We start from the raw sequence: 16,698 nt of genomic DNA, 5'->3' as shown, positions 1-16,698 counted from the left end.
GAGCCAGTGCCCGAGTCAAAGCCCCGTAAGAAGACCGCCAGCACCGCAGAGAAGGCCGCGCCGGCTGCCTACAAGCCGAATCCGGTCTGGTTCAAGCCGGTCATGTTCGGGCTGATGATCATCGGCCTGTTCTGGATCATCACGTTCTACATCAGCGAGGGCCGCTTTCCGGTCCAGCCGTGGGGCTCCTGGAACATCGTGGCCGGCTTCGGCATCGCGATCGTGGGCTTCATGATGACCACCCGCTGGCGCTCCTGAACCATGCGGGCCACGTACCGCCGCAATTGTTCCTGACAAGGGCCGGGCATGTCACCAAGTGCTGACCTGATAGTGGGCGACGACGGCCTCGCGCGTCCTGCGTGGGCCTCCACGGATCCGTTGATGCGGACGTACTACGACCAGGAATGGGGACTGCCCGTCCGGGATGAACACGGCCTGTACGAGCGGATCTGCCTGGAGGGCTTCCAGGCAGGCCTCTCCTGGGCCACGATCCTCCGGAAGCGGCCGGCGTTCCGCACCGCTTTCGCCGACTTCAACCCCGATGCCGTGGCGCTGTACACGGACGGCGATGTGGACCGCCTCCTGCAGGACACCGGCATTGTCCGGAACCGGCTGAAGATTGTTGCCACCATCAAGAATGCCCGCGCAACCATCGCGCTGCGCGAAGAGGGTGGCCTGGTGGATTTCGTCTGGGGATTCCAGCCTCCCACCACACCTCAACCTATGGTGCACACGGATATCCCCACGCAGTCGGCGGAGTCCGTGGCGCTGTCCAAGGCCCTTCGCCGGAAGGGGTTCGCGTTCGTGGGCCCCACCACCATGTTCGCCCTCATGGAGGCCATCGGCATGGTGGACACTCATCTTGTGGACAGCCACCGCCGGGGCTCCTCAGGGGTGTGGCCGCAGCCTTCCTGAGTTTGATCCAAAACCCCCGTCGCCGGAGATCGGCAGCGGGGGTTTTGTTGTCTCCGGCGCTTTTGCCTGTGGGGAAAGTTATCCACAGTGTTGATAACCGTTGGTCCACCCTTCCCTGAGCCCTCACCCCCGGCGGAAGCCGGGCTTTCACGGAAACCCGCGCCATGGATGCAGTTATTAACACTGTGGAATACCCTGTGGATAAACTGTCACCCCCGGAGTTACCGGCCGGTACCCACAGGACCACCGGGCTCTATCCCCAGTTCCACGCACGGGAACCGAAGTCCTGCAACCGCTTTCGCGGGAGTCCAGCAGGACCGCCGGCTTTTCCACTTACCAACACAGCAATACCCACAACTTATCCACAGCTGTGGATTCCGAAGCTTCAGGAGCCCATGAATTGCCCCGAACTGCGCCATTCCGGGGGATTTTTATCCGAGACTTACAGGTTTGTGACTTATTAACAGTGTGCAAAAGCTGTGGAGGAACGGCGTTCAGCCGGTTCCATATGGCTTGATGCGGCCCATTCTGCTGGAGTTATCCACATTGATGACCTGGGTTCGCGGTTTTTTCCACTTAAACACAACCGTATCCCCAGCAGTTATCCACAGGTGTGGACAAAATCCGCCTCTGTACTGCCCCGGCCCTGTGAGCAGGCGGCTGCAGAGCTTCGCCGGCCTGAACTACACGCTTGTAAGTTACTAACATTGTGGATAAGGGCTGTGGATAAAGAAAACCCCCAGCCTCCACAAGGAGGCTGGGGGTTTTAGGACGTGGGGCCCGGACGGGCTACATCAAATGGAGACGCGCACCCACACTGCTGCTGCGAGGAGCGCCAGGACCGCGAGGAGGCCAGCGGCCTGGATGAGGCCCCGCCGTATACCCCGGGGCGTGTACGCGATCACGGCGGCGCACAGGGCGCCTGTGACCAGCCCGCCGAGGTGGGCCTGCCAGGCAATTTGCGGGACCAGGAAGCCGATGGCGCCGTTGATGGCAATCAGGATCCACAGCTGCCGCGTATCCCCGCCACGCTGGCGCTGCACCAGGAGCATGGCGCCAAAGAGGCCGAAGATGGCACCGGAGGCGCCTACCACCCCGTACAGGGGCTGGCCGGGAACGTAGAGGGGAGTAAGGAGCAGATACCCCACTGAACCGCCCAGGGCGGACAGCAGGTACACCGCAAGGAAACGGGCGCGGCCCAGGAGGGGCTCCAGTGCCTGCCCGAAGATCCACAGCATGTACATGTTCAATGCAATGTGCAGAATGAATCCCTGGGAATGCAGGAATGCTGCCGTGACCATTCGCCACGGCTCAAACTCGCCGTACCGCGGTTCGGCGTAGATGTTGGCAAAACCCAGGCTTTGGTAGACGGCGTCGTTGGGGATGATCCACTGCAGGACGTACAGCACCGCACAGGCGGCGATGATCCCGAACGTCACCATGGGCTTGCCCGTGGCAACGGTGCCGCCGTAGACGGACCGGACTTCCGGCGTCGTACGCCTTGTTTCGTTGACGCAGTCAACGCATTGGAATCCGACGGCGGCCGCCCGCTGGCAGTCGGGGCATGCGGGACGCCCGCACCGCTGGCAGCGCACGTAAGAGGGCCTGTCAGGGTGCCGGGGGCATACCGGGACCTGGGCGGACGGCTCGGCCGACGGAATTCCGTAACTCATGGTGCGGGATTACAGCTGTTCGATATCGATGCTGTTGATGGTGACATCCTCCACCGGGCGGTCGCCCATGCCGGTGCGGACGCCCTCGATGGCGTCGACGACCTTCTTGGATTCGTCGTCGGCCACTTCACCGAAGATGCTGTGCTTGCCCTGCAGCCAGTCGGTGGGGATGGTGGTGATGAAGAACTGGGAACCGTTGGTGCCCTTGCCCATCTGGATGCCGGCGTTCGCCATGGCCAGCTTGTACGGTGCGTTGAAGCTCAGTTCGGGGTGGATCTCGTCATCAAAGCGGTAGCCGGGGCCACCGGTGCCGCGGCCCAGCGGGTCGCCGGCCTGGATCATGAAGTCCTTGATGATGCGGTGGAAGATGGTTCCGTTGTAGAGCGGGGTGCCGGTCTTGGCCTCGCCCGTTTCCGGGTGGGTCCAGTCCTGCTCGCCCGTGGCGAGTCCAACGAAGTTCTTGACGGTCTTGGGCGCGTGGTTGCCGAAGAGGTTTACCACGATGTCGCCGAGGCTGGTGTGGATGGTTGCTTTTGCGGTTGCGATGGCAGTCATAAGGCCCATTCTTCCATGGCGGACTATGACGTTGGCGGCCCCTGTACCAGTTCCGCGCTGGGTGAAATCGCCCTAAAATCCGCAGAGTGAATAGCCCGTGAAGTCTCAGGCACGTAGGCTAACCACAGAACCGTCACATTAATCGGGAGGTAGTTGTGAAGAAGTCTGATCGTATTGCCCGTGACCTTGAGCAGTCGGTCACCCATGCCGTGGAAAATGCCAAGGACTGGGCAACCCCCCGTGTGGAAGCCGCCGTTGACTGGGCGGTTCCCCGCCTGCAGCACGGCCTGGACACAGCATCACCCAAAATCCAGGAGGGGCTGAAGTCCGCCGCCCATAACCTTGCCGACGGCGTGGCTACCGTGACCCCGCGGCTCCAGGACGGCCTGGCGCAGCTGGCGCCCAGGATCAATGACGTGGTGGAGAACGCATCACCCAAGCTCCACGAGGCACTGGACAAGGCCACCCCGGTGGTCCTCAACGCGCGCGACCGCGTAGTGGTTGAATACCTGCCCAGGCTCTCGGACCAACTCGGCGTCGCCTCGGAGGCCGTGCACCGCACCCTCGAAGGCGCTCCGGCCCGCGTTGACGCCGTAGCCCAGCGGCTCGGTGACGCCGGAATCGTTCACACCATCCAGGAGCAGGCGCAGGCCACCGGCACACAGCTGAAGGCCGCTGCCGCCGAGGCCGGCCGCAGCGTTGGCATCCAGCTGGCCCAGCCGGAGCCGAAGAAGAAGCGCGGCTGGCTGGTGTTCGGCGTTATCGCCGCCGCAGTCGCTGCCGGAGTTGCCGCTTGGAAGGCCTCAAAGCCCGTCGAGGATCCGTGGAAGACGCCCTCTCCCGTGACCCCCACGCCCGCCCCGGTTCCGGCCACCACGGTCAACGAGGTCAAGGAAACCACCGCCGACGCCGCCGAAAAGGCATCGGATGCAGCAGGTTCCTTCGCTGCCGCCGGTGCCGACAAGGTAGCCGAGTCCGCTGATGCGGCCAAGGAAAAGGCAGAGGACGCAGCAGACAAGGCCAAGCACGTTGCCGAAGATGCATCCGACGCCGCTCCCAAGGTGGCCACCGATGCAAAGACTGCCACCCGCAACATCGCCAACAGCATCCACAACGGGGATAAGGGCACCACACAGGCCTGATCCCGGTCCAGCAGGTCCACGGCAGGGGTCCCGTTCTTCGGAACGGGGCCCCTGCTGCTGTTTCCGGAGACCGCGACGCTGTCCGGGGGTGCCTGCGTGCTCCCGGGCAGGGAGGGCAGCAATGCTAGATTTGGACTGATGTCAGCCGATCAATCCTCTGGGGATCCCTTGAACGACGCAGCCGAGTTGCCCCGCGTGTCCGTTGTGATCCCGGCCTACAACGAGGAGAGCGTCATCCGGCAGTGCCTCATCGCTGCCATCTACCAGTCCGTGCCCGCGCACGAGATCATCGTGGTGGACAACCTCTCCACGGACCGGACCGCCGCCATTGTCCGGCAGATGCAGCTGGAGTATCCGGAAAGTCCCATCCTGCTGCTGACGCAGGACAGGGAGCAGGGACTCATCCCCACCCGGAACTTTGGCCTTGACCATGCCACGGGGGACGTCCTGGGCCGGATTGACGCGGACTCGGTGGTGGAGCCGGATTGGGTGGAGCAGGTCCAGAGGGCATTCCAGGACCACTCGGTGCAGGCGGCCACCGGTCCGGTGGTCTATTACGACATGCCCATGCGGCGCTTCGGGCTGAAGGCGGACGACAAGATGCGCCAGCTCATGCTGAAACTGGCGAAGCACCAGTACCATTTCCTGTTCGGCTCCAACATGGCGCTGAGGTCCACCGCGTGGAACACCATCCGTGCCGAAACGTGCCGGGATGAGAAAGACGAGATGCATGAGGACATCGATTTGTCCCTGCACCTGGCCGAACACGACCTGAAGGTCCAGTACTGCCCCCAGATGGTGTCCGGGATGTCCGCGCGCCGCCTTGAGGACTCCCCGCGGGACTACCGCTACTACGTCACCAGGTTCGACCGCACGTACAAGGCGCACAACGTCAAGAAGATGGCGCTGAAGGCACCCATGGTGGTCTTCTTTTCGGTCTACTTCCCCGCCAAGCTGTTGCGGGCCATCCACACGGTCAACACGGCCCAGCCGGTTCGGCGCGGCGGCCAGTAGCTCCTGCCTTCGCAGGTCCCTAGTCCGTGCCGAGCTCCGCAATCCGGTCCGGCGGCGGTTCGGCGCCGGGTGGCTTGCTGCGGAGCCGTGCCCTTCCGGACCTTTGCCCAGCCACCACGACGGCGAGCCCCGCCATGATCAGGCCCAGCCCGGCGTAGGTACCGGCCGGCAGGGTCTCACCAAGGAACACGGACGCCAGGAGGGCCGCGCCGGGAATCTCCAGGAGGATGATCATCGAGACCAGCAGCGGGCTCATGGTCGCCAGGAGGTGGTTGAAGGCTGTATGCCCCACCAGTTGGGCGCACACGGTGATGGCGAGGATCCCCAGCCAGCCTCCGGCGTCGAACCCGGAGAGCGGCTGGCCGGTGGCCAGAGCGAGCACCGCCACCAGGGCGGCACACATGCCGTAGCAGAGCGCTGTGTAAGTGCCGGTAGTCATGCTCTGCCGGGCCTTGCCGCCCGCCAGCGTGTACAGGCCCGCCAACGCTCCGCCGGCCAGGGCCAGCATGTCACCCAGCAGCGCCTCAGGCGAAGACCCCATGTCGAATCCAGTGATGGCGACGACCCCACCGAAAGCAATCCCCAGCCCTGCCAGCACCTGCCAGCGGTGCCTCGTGCCGCGCAGCAGCTGGAAGATGGCAATCCAGGCCGACTGCAGGCAGACGAGCGCCGTCGCGGCGGCCACGGACGTGAGCTGGAGGGAAGTGATGAAGCAGGCAAAGTGCAGGGCGAGGGCGACGGCGGCAAGAAGGGACCAGCGGAACTCGCGTCCGGTGATGCTGCCGAACCTGCGCGGCTCGCGGACCAGGGTGGGACCGGCCATCACCACCGCTGCGATGGCGTTCCGCCAGAAGGCGATGGCCAGGGCACTGACGCTGGTGGCTCCAAGGGTGGCTGCGATCAGCGGCCCTGACGACGCAACGCCCAGGACACCCATGGCTGCAATGAACAGGGTCACCGCACTACCACCTCACGCTATGGCCACCAACAGGGACAAGGCTGACAAAGCAAAAGTCCCGGTCCGCGTTTCCGCGGACCGGGACTTTCTTATGGTGGAGGCACGGGGACTCGAACCCCGAACCCCCTGCTTGCAAAGCAGGTGCGCTACCAATTGCGCCATGCCCCCATAAGAAGCAACCCGTCAATCATACCCTAGAACCCGGGAGCCTTTGACCAGCTCCCAGACCGGGCGTCCAGCCTAGTTCACCGTGTCGGTGGACTTGCTCCAGACATCTTTCCGGGCTTCGGATTCCTGTGCTTTCCGGTAGAGCAGGACGCCTGCGATCGCCGCTGCCAGTACAAGCAACTTCTTCACATGCTCCCCGTTCCGGCCTGCTGCAGTGTTCCGCAGACAAACCTCAACTTGAACCTGCACAGGTTCCGTGGGCGTACCAGGACTTGAACCTGGGACCTCTTCGTTATCAGCGAAGCGCTCTAACCGCCTGAGCTATACGCCCCGATGCCTCATCGGGCCGAGACATGACTTTACAGCACATCCCGGCCCGATCTCAAATCGGGCGCTTCCACCGGCTCCGGGGCCGGTGGAAGCGGTGTCCTAATCGTCGGTGAGGGTCACGCCAATGCCGCCCACCAGGGTGGCAGAGATGTTGTAGAGAACAGCCGAGAGCATGGACAGCGCGGTCAGCAGGACCACGTTCACCACGGCGATAATCGTGGCGAAAGAGGCCACCTGGCCCAGCGATGCGACCTTCTTCAGCTCGAACCCGCCGCCCTCGGAACCGGCCAGAGTTCCCAGCAGGCTGTCCACCTGGTCGAAGATCCCCGTGAGGTCCAGGACGGTCCACAGGACGATGGCAGCCACGACCGTGACGATGCCCAGGGCCACAGAGAGCAGGAACGCCATCTTCAGGACGGACCAGGGGTCCACCTTGCTGATCAGCAGTCGGGCTCGGCGTGCCTTGGCCTTCGGCGCCGGCTTCACGAGGCCCGGACCGCCCTGGCCCGGGGCACCCTGCGGGCGCGGTCCGGCAGAGGCAGGGCGTTGTCCCTGGGCCGGTCGCTGGCCGGGCTGGCCCTGCTGGCTTCCCTGACCGGGCTGGGACGGACGCTGTCCGGGAACCGAAGGACGCTGGCCGGGGGCACCGGCGGGCGCGGAAGGCCGCTGCTGCGGGCGGACAGGGGCATTCACCCGGGGTGCCGCCGAGGGCCGGTTACCATCGGGAACGGTGCTGTTCGGCTTGGGAAATGAGTCGGAATTACTCACTCGGTTACCTCCGTGTTGTCGTCGTTCGGCTCAGCGTCGCCCGAGGCGTCCTCTGACTCAAAGGCCGGTGATTCTTCAGCCAACGTTACGTCATCCTCCGCTGATTCTTCGTCCTCGAGACCGCGTTCGCTGTTGCGGGCAACCTCAATGATGCGGTCGTTCTTGTCCGGCTTGGCAAAGATGACGCCCATGGTGTCGCGGCCCTTCGCAGGGACACCGGCGACGGAGGAACGGACAACCTTGCCGCCCTCCATGACCACCAGGACTTCATCCTCTTCCTGGACAATCAGGGCGCCCACGAGGTGCCCGCGTTCTTCCTGGTACTTGCCCACCTTGATGCCCAGGCCACCGCGGCCCTGCAGGCGGTATTCCTCGACGGCGGTGCGCTTGGCGTAGCCGCCTTCGGTCACGATGAACACGAAGGACCCGTCAGTGACCACATCGGCGGCCAGCAGTTCATCATCCTCACGGAACTTCATGCCGGTCACGCCGGATGTGGCTCGTCCCATGGGGCGCAGCGCATCGTCGGTGGCGGTGAAGCGGATCGACTGGCCCATCCGGGATACCAGGAACAGGTCGTCGGTTTCGGAGACCAGCTGGGCGGAGACCAGTTCGTCTTCGTCACGCAGGTTGATGGCGATGACGCCGGCGGAGCGGTTGGTGTCGTAGTCCTCCAGCCGGGTCTTCTTCACCAGCCCCCGCTTAGTGGCCAGCACCAGGTACGGCGATTGCTGGTAGTCCTTCAGGTCCAGCACCTGGGCAATGTGCTCATCTGGCTGGAAAGCCAGCAGGTTGGCCACGTGCTGGCCCTTGGCATCGCGTCCGGCTTCCATCAGCTCATAGGCCTTGGCGCGGTAGACACGGCCCAGGTTGGTGAAGAACAGGAGCCAGTGGTGAGTGGTGGTGACGAAGAAGTGCTCCACTACGTCGTCACCCCGCAGCTGGGCACCCTTGATGCCCTTGCCGCCGCGCTGCTGGGAACGGTAGTTGTCGCTCCGCGTCCGCTTGACGTAGCCGCCGCGGGTAATGGTGACCACCATCTCCTCTTCGGGGATGAGGTCCTCCATGGACATGTCGCCGTCAAAACCCATGAGGATCTTGGTGCGGCGGTCATCGCCGTGCTTGTCCACGATTTCGCCCAGCTCGGTGCTGATGATCCCGCGCTGGCGCTCTTCGGAAGCGAGGATCGCGTTGTATTCGGCAATCAGGGCTTCGAGTTCGGAGTGCCTGTCCTGGATCTTCTGGCGTTCCAGTGCTGCGAGGCGGCGCAGCTGCATGTCCAGGATGGCCCGTGCCTGCAGTTCGTCGATGTCCAGCAGTTCCATCAGGCCGTCGCGGGCTGCTTCAGTGGTGTTGGATGCGCGGATCAGGGCGATGACCTCATCCAGCATGTCCAACGCCTTGAGCAGCGCCCGCAGGATGTGCGCTTCTTCTTCGGCCTTGCGCAGGCGGTAGCGGGTCCGGCGTGCAATGACGTCCATCTGGTGGGTGACCCAGTGCCGGATGAAAGCATCCAGGCTCAGGGTACGCGGAACGCCGTCCACGATGGCCAGCATGTTGGCCGAGAAGTTGCTCTGCAGTTCCGTGTGCTTGTAGAGGTTGTTCAGCACAACCTTCGCCACTGCATCGCGCTTGAGGACAATGACCAGCCGCTGGCCGGTACGGCCCGACGTCTCATCGCGGAGGTCGGCAATGCCCTGGATCTTGCCGTCCTTGACCAGTTCGGCGATCTTGATGGCCAGGTTGTCCGGGTTGGCCTGGTACGGCAGTTCGGTGACCACCAGGCAGGTGCGGTTCTGCAGCTCCTCGACATTGACCACGGCACGCATGGTTACCGAGCCACGGCCGGTGCGGTACGCATCCTCGATGCCCTTGTGGCCAAGGATGGTGGCGCCGGTGGGGAAATCCGGTCCCTTCACGCGGCGAAGGAGTTCCTCCAACAGTTCCTCGCGGGTGGCAGCCGGATTGGCCAGGTACCACTGCACGCCGTCCGCTACTTCGCGCAGGTTGTGCGGCGGAATGTTGGTGGCCATGCCGACTGCGATGCCCGAGGATCCGTTGACCAGCAGGTTGGGGAAACGGGCCGGCAGGATAGTGGGTTCCTGGTTCTTGCCGTCGTAGTTGTCCTGGAAATCGACGGTTTCCTCGTCGATATCCCGCACCATCTCCATGGCCAGTGGGGCCATCTTGGTTTCGGTGTAACGGGGGGCGGCCGCGCCGTCGTTGCCCGGCGAACCGAAGTTGCCCTGGCCGAGGGCCAGCGGGTACCGCATGGTCCAGTCCTGGATAAGGCGGACCAGGGCGTCGTAAATCGCAGTGTCACCGTGCGGGTGGTACTGGCCCATGACCTCGCCCACCACGCGGGCACACTTGTTGAAGGAACGGTCGGGCCGGTAGCCGCCGTCGAACATCGCGTAGAGCACGCGGCGGTGCACCGGCTTGAGCCCGTCGCGGACATCCGGGAGGGCCCGTCCCACAATGACGGCCATGGCGTAGTCCAGGTAGGACCGCTGCATTTCCGTCTGCAGGTCCACCTGCTCCACACGGTCGATCAGCACATCGCCTTCAAGAACGGTTTCCGGATTCCCGGCGTCGGGGGCCGGGTTCTCAGGTGTTTCGTCGCTCATTTTGTATTTTCCGTTTCAGGTATATGTCGGTTGTCGAATGTAGGAGCTATGTCCTAGATATCGAGGAACCTGACGTCCTTGGCGTTCTGCTGAATGAAATTGCGCCGTGATTCCACGTCTTCGCCCATCAGGACCGAGAAGATCTGGTCGGCTGCGAGGGCGTCGTCCATGGTGACCTGGAGCAGGGTGCGGTTGTCCGGGTCCATGGTGGTATCCCACAGCTCCGTGTAGTCCATTTCACCGAGGCCCTTGTAGCGCTGGATGCCGTTGTCCTTGGGAATGCGGCGGCCTGCTGCCTGGCCGGACACCAGTTTGGCGTCGCGTTCGCGGTCACTGTAGACGTAGTCGTGCGGAGCGTTGGACCACTTGATGCGGTACAGCGGGGGCTGCGCGAGGTAGACGTAGCCGTTCTCGATCAGGGGCCGCATGTAGCGGAACAGCAGCGTCATCAGCAGCGTGGTGATGTGCTGGCCGTCAACATCGGCATCGGCCATCAGCACAATCTTGTGGTACCGCAGCTTGGCGAGGTCGAAGTCTTCGCCGATGCCCGTGCCGAAGGCGGTGATCATGGACTGCACTTCGGCGTTGCCAAGGGCCTTGTCCAGGCGCGCGCGCTCAACGTTGAGGATTTTTCCACGCAACGGAAGGATGGCCTGTGTCTCGGGGTTGCGGCCGCGCTTGGCGGAACCGCCGGCAGAGTCACCCTCCACGATGTAGACCTCGCACTTGGCCGGGTCCTTGGACGAGCAGTCGGAGAGCTTTCCGGGCATTCCGAAGGATTCCAGCGGGCTCTTCCGGCGGGCGTTGTCGCGGGCCTTCCGTGCTGCCATGCGGGCCTGGGCGGCCGAAATGGCCTTCCGGATGACATCGCGGGCCGGGCCGGGGTTGCGTTCCAGCCAGTCACCCAGGCCGTCCGTGACTACCCGCTGGACGAAGCCCTTGACCTCGGAGTTGCCGAGCTTCGTCTTGGTCTGGCCTTCGAACTGGGGCTCGGAGAGCTTCACCGAAATGACGGCAGTAAGTCCCTCACGGATGTCGTCTCCGGTGAGGTTGTCGTCCTTTTCCTTGATGATGCCTTTTTCCCGGGCGTAGCGGTTGACCAGGGAGGTCATGGCCGCGCGGAAACCCTCTTCGTGGGTGCCGCCTTCGTGGGTGTTGATGGTATTCGCGTAGGTGTGGACGCTCTCCGAGTAGGCATTCGTCCACTGCATCGCCATTTCCAGCGCTATTTTGCGGTCCTTGTCCTCGGTTTCGAAGGCGATGACGTCCTCATGGACCACATCAACCTTCTTGCCGGAGTTCAGGTGCTTGACGTAGTCCAGCAGGCCTTCGTCGTACTGGTACACCACCGTGCGGTGCTCGGCGCTGATCTCGCCTTCGGTGACCATGCCGTCGAGGTCCGGATCGGCGTCGGCCTCGGTGGCCACTCGCTCATCGGTAAGGGTGATGCGCAGGCCCTTGTTGAGGAAGGCCATCTGCTGGAAGCGCGCGCGGAGCGTTTCGAAATCGAACTCGGTGCTCTCGAAGATCTCTGCGTCGGGGTAGAAGGTCTGCGTGGTGCCGGTCTGCTTCGTTTCCTCGCCCTGGACCAGGCTGCCCTGGGGCTTGCCGCCGTTGGCAAAGGACATCCGCCAAACATGCCCCTGGCGGCGGACTTCCGTGTTCACCCGGCTGGACAGCGCGTTCACCACGGAGATGCCAACGCCGTGGAGGCCGCCGGACACTGCATAACCGCCGCCGCCGAACTTGCCGCCGGCGTGCAGGATGGTCATGACCACTTCAACCGTGGGCTTGTGCTCGGTGGGGTGCATGTCCACGGGAATGCCGCGGCCGTCATCCACTACCTTGACGCCGCCGTCGGCCTGCAGGACTATCTCGATGTGGGTGCAGTAGCCGGCAAGCGCTTCATCGACCGAGTTGTCCACCACTTCGTACACAAGGTGGTGGAGGCCGCGCGGACCGGTGGAACCGATATACATACCGGGGCGTTTGCGCACCGCTTCAAGGCCTTCGAGGACAGTGATGTCACTGGCGCCATACTCCCGTGGGGTGGCCGCTTCCGCCGTTGCGTCAGGACCGCCGGCGTCACCGGCTGCGGGGTCAACTGCCAGAATATCTGTATTGTCGTTAGCCACAGGCGCTGTCGACTCCTCGTTCTCGATGATGGCCGGCCGGTTACTCCCCGGGTAAATACAGGAAGTCACCTGCCAACAGGCACAAACTTATGGCGCCGGTGACTTGTTGACGTTGTGGGGAGCCGCAGACCGCGGACCGGAGTGCGCGGAAAACGGACTCAGTCAACGTCTCACCCGCGCCCAGTTATCTGCAACAATTCTACCGCGAAGCGCCCCATATCCCCGCATTCCAGGGGCGTGGACGCGGTGCCGTGTGGCCATGGCAGGCCGCTGGCCCCGCCTAGGGCGCCCTAACGGAACCGCCTCTTGGTGCCTATACAGGCCGCAGCCCTTGCAGGCGCCTACACGGCCGCAGGCCGATTATCAAGGAATTGGCGCCGGGCTATCCGTAGGTATCCCGCGGTCCGCGCCCGTTGACACTCCTGCCGCCCTTGCGCCAACTGGGCGCCGAAGGGCCCAGAACCTGGATGCTGGTGACCACGCCGTCTCCCAGTTCCACCCTGAATTTCTCCAGCAGGCTGGCGCTGAGGAGCCGCAGCTGGGTGGCCCAGGCGGTCGAATCGCACCTCACATGCAGGGTGGTATCGGTAAAACTTTCCGGAGTGCAATGCGCTGAAATTTCCGGACCCACGAGAGTGGCCCATTCCGCCATGACGGAACCGACAGCCACGGGCGATGTCCAGCCCCGCTCGGCCACCAGCCGCCCCACCACCTTGCCGAGCCCCAACGGATCGCGGCCCGTCGCATGGAACTGGCTGAACCCGCGGGTGTCCCGGATGCTGCCCCTGGACTTTTGTTGTCCGGGCCGCTGTGCCTTGCGGCGAATCTCGCCGCGGGCTGCGGCGGCCTCGCGCATCCGGTTGAGCGCAGCCTGCGGAGCATCGATCTGGTCGGGATCCCGTCCGGGCTGCAGCCCGCCGGCGTCACTCTCCCTGCTCATCAATGCCTCCCGGGACGACTTTCACCCGCCGTCCGGACAGTTCCTCCGGGATATCGGCGTCGACGGCGGCGGTCACCAGGACCTGTTCCGCGCCGGAAACTATAGCGGCCAGTTTACGCCGCCGCTGGACGTCCAGCTCGGCAAAAACGTCGTCAAGGATCAGGATGGGAGCGGAGCCGCCGGTACGGGCATCGTCAAGCATGACGTAGTAGGACGCCAGCCGCAGGGACAGGCACATGGACCATGTTTCACCGTGGGATGCATAACCCTTGGCGGGGGCCTGTCCCAGCACGAGTTCAAGATCGTCACGGTGCGGACCCACCAGCGAGATGCCCCGCTCAAGCTCCTTCTTCCGTGATTCGCCGAACGCGCGGATATAGCGCTGGGTCAGCTCCTCAATGCTGAGGCCGCGCAGGTCTTCGGCAGCGGCCGTGTCCCCCGGCCCCGGCCGGCCTGTGGCACCCAACGATGCGCCGTCGTCGTCCATCTGGTTCTGCAGCGTGGACCGGTAGATCGCGTCCGCCAGCTTGGACGCGTCGGTCAGCTCCGCATAGGCGCGGGAAAGGTGGGGCCGGAGAAGTTCCACCAGTTCCAGCCGTGCGTGCAGGAGCTCGGCCCCGGCCTTTGCCATGTGCTGGTCCCACACATCGAGGGTGGCTTCGTGGGCGGCGGTGACCCTCCCGGCACGGGCCGATTTCAGCAGGGCGTTGCGCTGTTTCAGCACGCGGTCGTAGTCGCTGCGTGTTGCGGCATGGTGCGGGACCAGGCTGGCGAGCAGTTCGTCCAGGAACCTGCGTCGATTGGACGGATCCCCCTTGACCAAGGCCAGGTCTTCCGGCGCAAAGAGCACCGTCTGGCAGATGCCCAGCAGGTCCCGCGCCCGGACCGGATTGCTGCGGTTGATACGGCCGCGGTTGGCCCTGCCGGCATTGATCTCCAGCTCGAGCACCGTGGTCTGGCCGTTGCGCACCAGCCTGGCCCGTACCAGGGCGCGTTCGGTGCCGAACCGCAGGAGCGGGCCGTCCGAACTGACCCGGTGGGAACTGAGGGTGGCCAGGTAGCCGATGGCCTCCATCAGGTTGGTTTTGCCGATGCCGTTGTAGCCCACCAGCACCGTGACGCCGGGGCTGAGGGAAAGGTCCACCTGGGCGTAGCTGCGGAAATCGGTCAGGGAGAGGTGTTCCAGATACACGCGGGTTTCGACAATTCTGGGGACAGCGGCGGTCCCCGGTGGGTGCTACTTGGCGGGACGGGTGGCGTGCCCGCCAAACTGGTGCCGGAGTGCGGACACCATCTTCATGGCAGGTGAGCTGTCCTCGCGGGACTCAAACCGGGCGAAGAGCGCTGCCGTGATCGCGGGAGCCGGGATGGCGTTGGCGATTGCTTCCTCAACGGTCCAACGGCCTTCGCCGGAGTCCTCCACGTAGTCATCGATGTTCTGCAGGCCGGGGTCTTCTTCCAGGGCCTTGACCAGCAGGTCGAGCAGCCACGACCGGACTACGGTGCCTTTTTGCCAGGCGCGGAAAGTGCCGGGGAGGTCGCTGATGATGTCTTTCGAAGCGAGCAGCTGGTATCCCTCGGCGTATGCCTGCATCAGGCCGTATTCGATGCCGTTGTGGACCATCTTGGCGTAATGGCCCGCGCCGACGCCGCCCACATGGACGAAGCTGTCCGCACGGTCACCTTCCGGACGCAGGGCATCGAAGACCGGCAGGGCCAGTTCCACATCCGCAGCGTCGCCGCCGGCCATCAGGCCATAGCCGTTCTGCAGGCCCCAGACGCCGCCGGAAACACCGCAATCCACGAAACGGATGCCTTTTCCGGCGAGGAGTTCACCATGTTTCTGGTCCTCGGTGAAGCGGGAGTTTCCGCCGTCAATTACCAGGTCGCCCTGGTCCAGCTTGTCGGCGAGTTCGGTGATGACTACATCCGTGACTGCGCCGGCGGGAACCATCACCCAGATCAGCCGCGGTGCGGGAACGGCGGCCAGGAGCTCATCGACGGTAGCCACGTCGGTCACATCGGGGTTCCGGTCGTAACCCGTGACCTCGATGCCGCTGTTGCGCAACCGCTCACGCATGTTGAATCCCATTTTGCCAAGGCCGATCAGTCCAATGTGCATGGTGGAACTCTTTTCTGGGCTAGTGGGTGGCGGTGGTTGGGCCTCATAGGCGAGGAGCCCGGCCTGAGTCTTCGAAGGCTGGGAGCCGATGGGGACTAGTTGGGGAGACGAACCGGCATCACCAGGTACCGGTAATCATCCTGGTCCTCGCCGTCGGCGTCAGCCTGGGCGGTGATCATGGCCGGCTTGGGGGCTGACGTGAATGAAAACCGCACGAATTTGGTTTCAATCACGCTGAGGCCTTCCACAAGGTAGTGGGGGTTGAACGCCACGGTAATGTCGTCTCCGGAGAGCTGCGCTTCGAGTTCTTCGGACGCCTGGGCGTCTTCACCGGTGCCGGCATCCAGGTTCAGCAGTCCGGCGGTGAACGCCAGTCGGACCGGCGTGTTGCGTTCAGCCACCAGGGACACACGACGGACGGCTTCCACCAGTTCCTGGGTCTGGACAGTGGCGTGGATGGGCGTTGACTCCGGGAAAAGCGACCGGATCTTCGGGTAATCGCCATCCACCAGCAGGGACGTGGTGGTGCGTCCACCGCTTTCAAAGCCAATCAGGCGGGTGTCGTCATCGGACAGTGCCAGGCTGATGTCGCCGCTGTTGCCCAGTGTTTTAGCCACTTCGTTGAGGGTTTTGGCCTTGACCAGCGCACTGGTGGAGACGCCGGGAGTGACGGGCTTCCACGGAACCTCGCGCATCGCCAGGCGGTAGCGGTCGGTAGCCAGCAGCGTGATGAGGTCGTCTTCGATTTCCATGCGCACCCCGGTGAGGATGGGGAGGGTGTCGTCCTTGCTGGCGGCAATGATCACCTGGGAAACGGCCTGTGCAAACGCATCACCGGGAACGGTGCCGCTGATGGCGGGAAGCGCGGGAAGCGGCGGGTATTCGGCCTCGGGCATGGTGGCGAGGTGGAAGCTGCTGCGGCGGCAGGTGAGGGTGACTTTGTTGCCGTCGGTTTCGACGTCGACCGGCGCCGAAGGCAGGCTTCGGCAGATATCCGCAAGGAGCCGGCCCGATACCAGGATGGTGCCTTCATCACGGATGTCGGCAGCGATCTCAAGGCGCGCAGACGTTTCGTAATCGAAGCTTGAAAGGCTGACGGTTCCGGCTTCTGCCTTGAGGAGCAGGCCGGAGAGGACTGGCACTGGCGGCCGCGGAGACAACGAGCGGGCTGTCCAGGTAACGGCTTCTGCCAGGACGTCCCGATCGACTCTGAACTTCACGGAGGGATGCCGCCTTTCGTTGCTGCTGCCTAGTAGGCCGGAACCTCCGCAGGGGTGATTCCGGAAAATGATGCACCCGATTCCGGCAGGTGCATGGTCCGCGCTGAACGGAAACCACACAAAAACCCAGG

General features: G+C 64.0%; 15 protein-coding genes and 2 tRNA genes. 4 read left to right on the top strand and 13 right to left on the bottom strand.

Features of this window, described 5'->3' with window-relative positions; all coding sequences use genetic code 11:
* Window positions 1-6 precede the first annotated feature (6 nt).
* Entirely contained in the window at window positions 7-258 is a 252-nt protein-coding gene (locus AC1DBN_RS09880) for a cell division protein CrgA (protein ID WP_091716962.1), read from the top strand.
* Window positions 259-306: 48 nt separating this feature from the next.
* On the top strand, window positions 307-915 hold the full coding sequence (locus AC1DBN_RS09875) for a DNA-3-methyladenine glycosylase I (protein ID WP_477723092.1): 609 nt from the start codon (window positions 307-309) through the stop codon (window positions 913-915).
* A 794-nt stretch (window positions 916-1,709) separates the two neighbouring features.
* Here the strand turns inward: AC1DBN_RS09875 and AC1DBN_RS09870 are convergent.
* Window positions 1,710-2,588 (bottom strand): rhomboid family intramembrane serine protease, encoded by an 879-nt coding sequence (locus tag AC1DBN_RS09870; RefSeq protein ID WP_477723091.1) that lies wholly within the window; start codon window positions 2,586-2,588, stop codon window positions 1,710-1,712.
* Window positions 2,589-2,597: 9 nt separating this feature from the next.
* On the bottom strand, window positions 2,598-3,143 hold the full coding sequence (locus AC1DBN_RS09865) for a peptidylprolyl isomerase (protein ID WP_091716956.1): 546 nt from the start codon (window positions 3,141-3,143) through the stop codon (window positions 2,598-2,600).
* Window positions 3,144-3,298: 155 nt separating this feature from the next.
* On the opposite strand from AC1DBN_RS09865, the gene AC1DBN_RS09860 reads away from it, so the two are divergent.
* Both AC1DBN_RS09860 and AC1DBN_RS09855 read left to right on the top strand, forming a co-directional pair.
* Window positions 3,299-4,285: a hypothetical protein gene (locus AC1DBN_RS09860; protein WP_314212627.1), complete on the top strand. Its 987-nt coding sequence runs from the start codon at window positions 3,299-3,301 to the stop codon at window positions 4,283-4,285.
* A 138-nt stretch (window positions 4,286-4,423) separates the two neighbouring features.
* Entirely contained in the window at window positions 4,424-5,299 is an 876-nt protein-coding gene (locus AC1DBN_RS09855; protein WP_056080232.1) for a glycosyltransferase family 2 protein, read from the top strand.
* A gap of 19 nt (window positions 5,300-5,318) precedes the next feature.
* Here AC1DBN_RS09855 and AC1DBN_RS09850 read toward each other — a convergent pair whose 3' ends face one another.
* From AC1DBN_RS09850 to dnaN, 11 genes are all read right to left on the bottom strand, one after another.
* Window positions 5,319-6,257: a DMT family transporter gene (locus AC1DBN_RS09850; RefSeq protein ID WP_091716953.1), complete on the bottom strand. Its 939-nt coding sequence runs from the start codon at window positions 6,255-6,257 to the stop codon at window positions 5,319-5,321.
* 92 nt (window positions 6,258-6,349) lie between these two features.
* Window positions 6,350-6,425: transfer RNA gene (locus AC1DBN_RS09845), tRNA-Ala, on the bottom strand.
* A gap of 72 nt (window positions 6,426-6,497) precedes the next feature.
* Window positions 6,498-6,614, bottom strand: coding sequence for a DLW-39 family protein (locus AC1DBN_RS09840; RefSeq protein ID WP_208858419.1), 117 nt, complete (start codon window positions 6,612-6,614; stop codon window positions 6,498-6,500).
* A gap of 68 nt (window positions 6,615-6,682) precedes the next feature.
* Window positions 6,683-6,756, bottom strand: a tRNA-Ile gene (locus AC1DBN_RS09835).
* 98 nt (window positions 6,757-6,854) lie between these two features.
* Window positions 6,855-7,523 (bottom strand): DUF3566 domain-containing protein, encoded by a 669-nt coding sequence (locus tag AC1DBN_RS09830; RefSeq protein WP_045731255.1) that lies wholly within the window; start codon window positions 7,521-7,523, stop codon window positions 6,855-6,857.
* On the bottom strand, window positions 7,520-10,150 hold the full coding sequence (gene gyrA / locus AC1DBN_RS09825) for a DNA gyrase subunit A (RefSeq protein ID WP_314212634.1): 2,631 nt from the start codon (window positions 10,148-10,150) through the stop codon (window positions 7,520-7,522). Before gyrA ends, AC1DBN_RS09830 begins: the two co-directional genes overlap by 4 nt.
* 53 nt (window positions 10,151-10,203) lie before the next feature.
* Window positions 10,204-12,285: a DNA topoisomerase (ATP-hydrolyzing) subunit B gene (gyrB, locus tag AC1DBN_RS09820; RefSeq protein WP_091716949.1), complete on the bottom strand. Its 2,082-nt coding sequence runs from the start codon at window positions 12,283-12,285 to the stop codon at window positions 10,204-10,206.
* A gap of 382 nt (window positions 12,286-12,667) precedes the next feature.
* Entirely contained in the window at window positions 12,668-13,225 is a 558-nt protein-coding gene (locus AC1DBN_RS09815; protein WP_314212637.1) for a DciA family protein, read from the bottom strand.
* Window positions 13,209-14,417, bottom strand: a complete 1,209-nt coding sequence (recF, locus tag AC1DBN_RS09810; RefSeq protein ID WP_477723090.1) for a DNA replication/repair protein RecF — start codon at window positions 14,415-14,417, stop codon at window positions 13,209-13,211. The genes AC1DBN_RS09815 and recF overlap by 17 nt, the downstream gene beginning before the upstream one ends.
* 45 nt (window positions 14,418-14,462) lie before the next feature.
* Window positions 14,463-15,347, bottom strand: a complete 885-nt coding sequence (gnd, locus tag AC1DBN_RS09805; protein ID WP_477723089.1) for a phosphogluconate dehydrogenase (NAD(+)-dependent, decarboxylating) — start codon at window positions 15,345-15,347, stop codon at window positions 14,463-14,465.
* Between the two features lie 95 nt (window positions 15,348-15,442).
* A complete protein-coding gene (gene dnaN / locus AC1DBN_RS09800; protein ID WP_045731249.1) occupies window positions 15,443-16,567 on the bottom strand; it encodes a DNA polymerase III subunit beta in 1,125 nt (374 codons plus the stop codon).
* Window positions 16,568-16,698: the final 131 nt, after the last annotated feature.

The sequence above is a fragment of the Pseudarthrobacter sp. 10T415 genome (genome assembly GCF_056394175.1).
This window is presented reverse-complemented; position numbering and strand designations above follow the sequence as displayed.

Bases quoted from the DNA above. Each gene is read 5' to 3' on its own strand.
- AC1DBN_RS09855 (WP_056080232.1), top strand. From the start codon at position 4,424: ATGTCAGCCGATCAATCCTCTGGGGATCCCTTGAACGACGCAGCCGAG.
- AC1DBN_RS09875 (WP_477723092.1), top strand. From the start codon at position 307: ATGTCACCAAGTGCTGACCTGATAGTGGGCGACGACGGCCTCGCGCGT.
- gyrA (WP_314212634.1), bottom strand. From the start codon at position 10,150: ATGAGCGACGAAACACCTGAGAACCCGGCCCCCGACGCCGGGAATCCG.
- AC1DBN_RS09865 (WP_091716956.1), bottom strand. From the start codon at position 3,143: ATGACTGCCATCGCAACCGCAAAAGCAACCATCCACACCAGCCTCGGC.
- gnd (WP_477723089.1), bottom strand. From the start codon at position 15,347: ATGCACATTGGACTGATCGGCCTTGGCAAAATGGGATTCAACATGCGT.
- AC1DBN_RS09870 (WP_477723091.1), bottom strand. From the start codon at position 2,588: ATGAGTTACGGAATTCCGTCGGCCGAGCCGTCCGCCCAGGTCCCGGTA.
- AC1DBN_RS09815 (WP_314212637.1), bottom strand. From the start codon at position 13,225: ATGAGCAGGGAGAGTGACGCCGGCGGGCTGCAGCCCGGACGGGATCCC.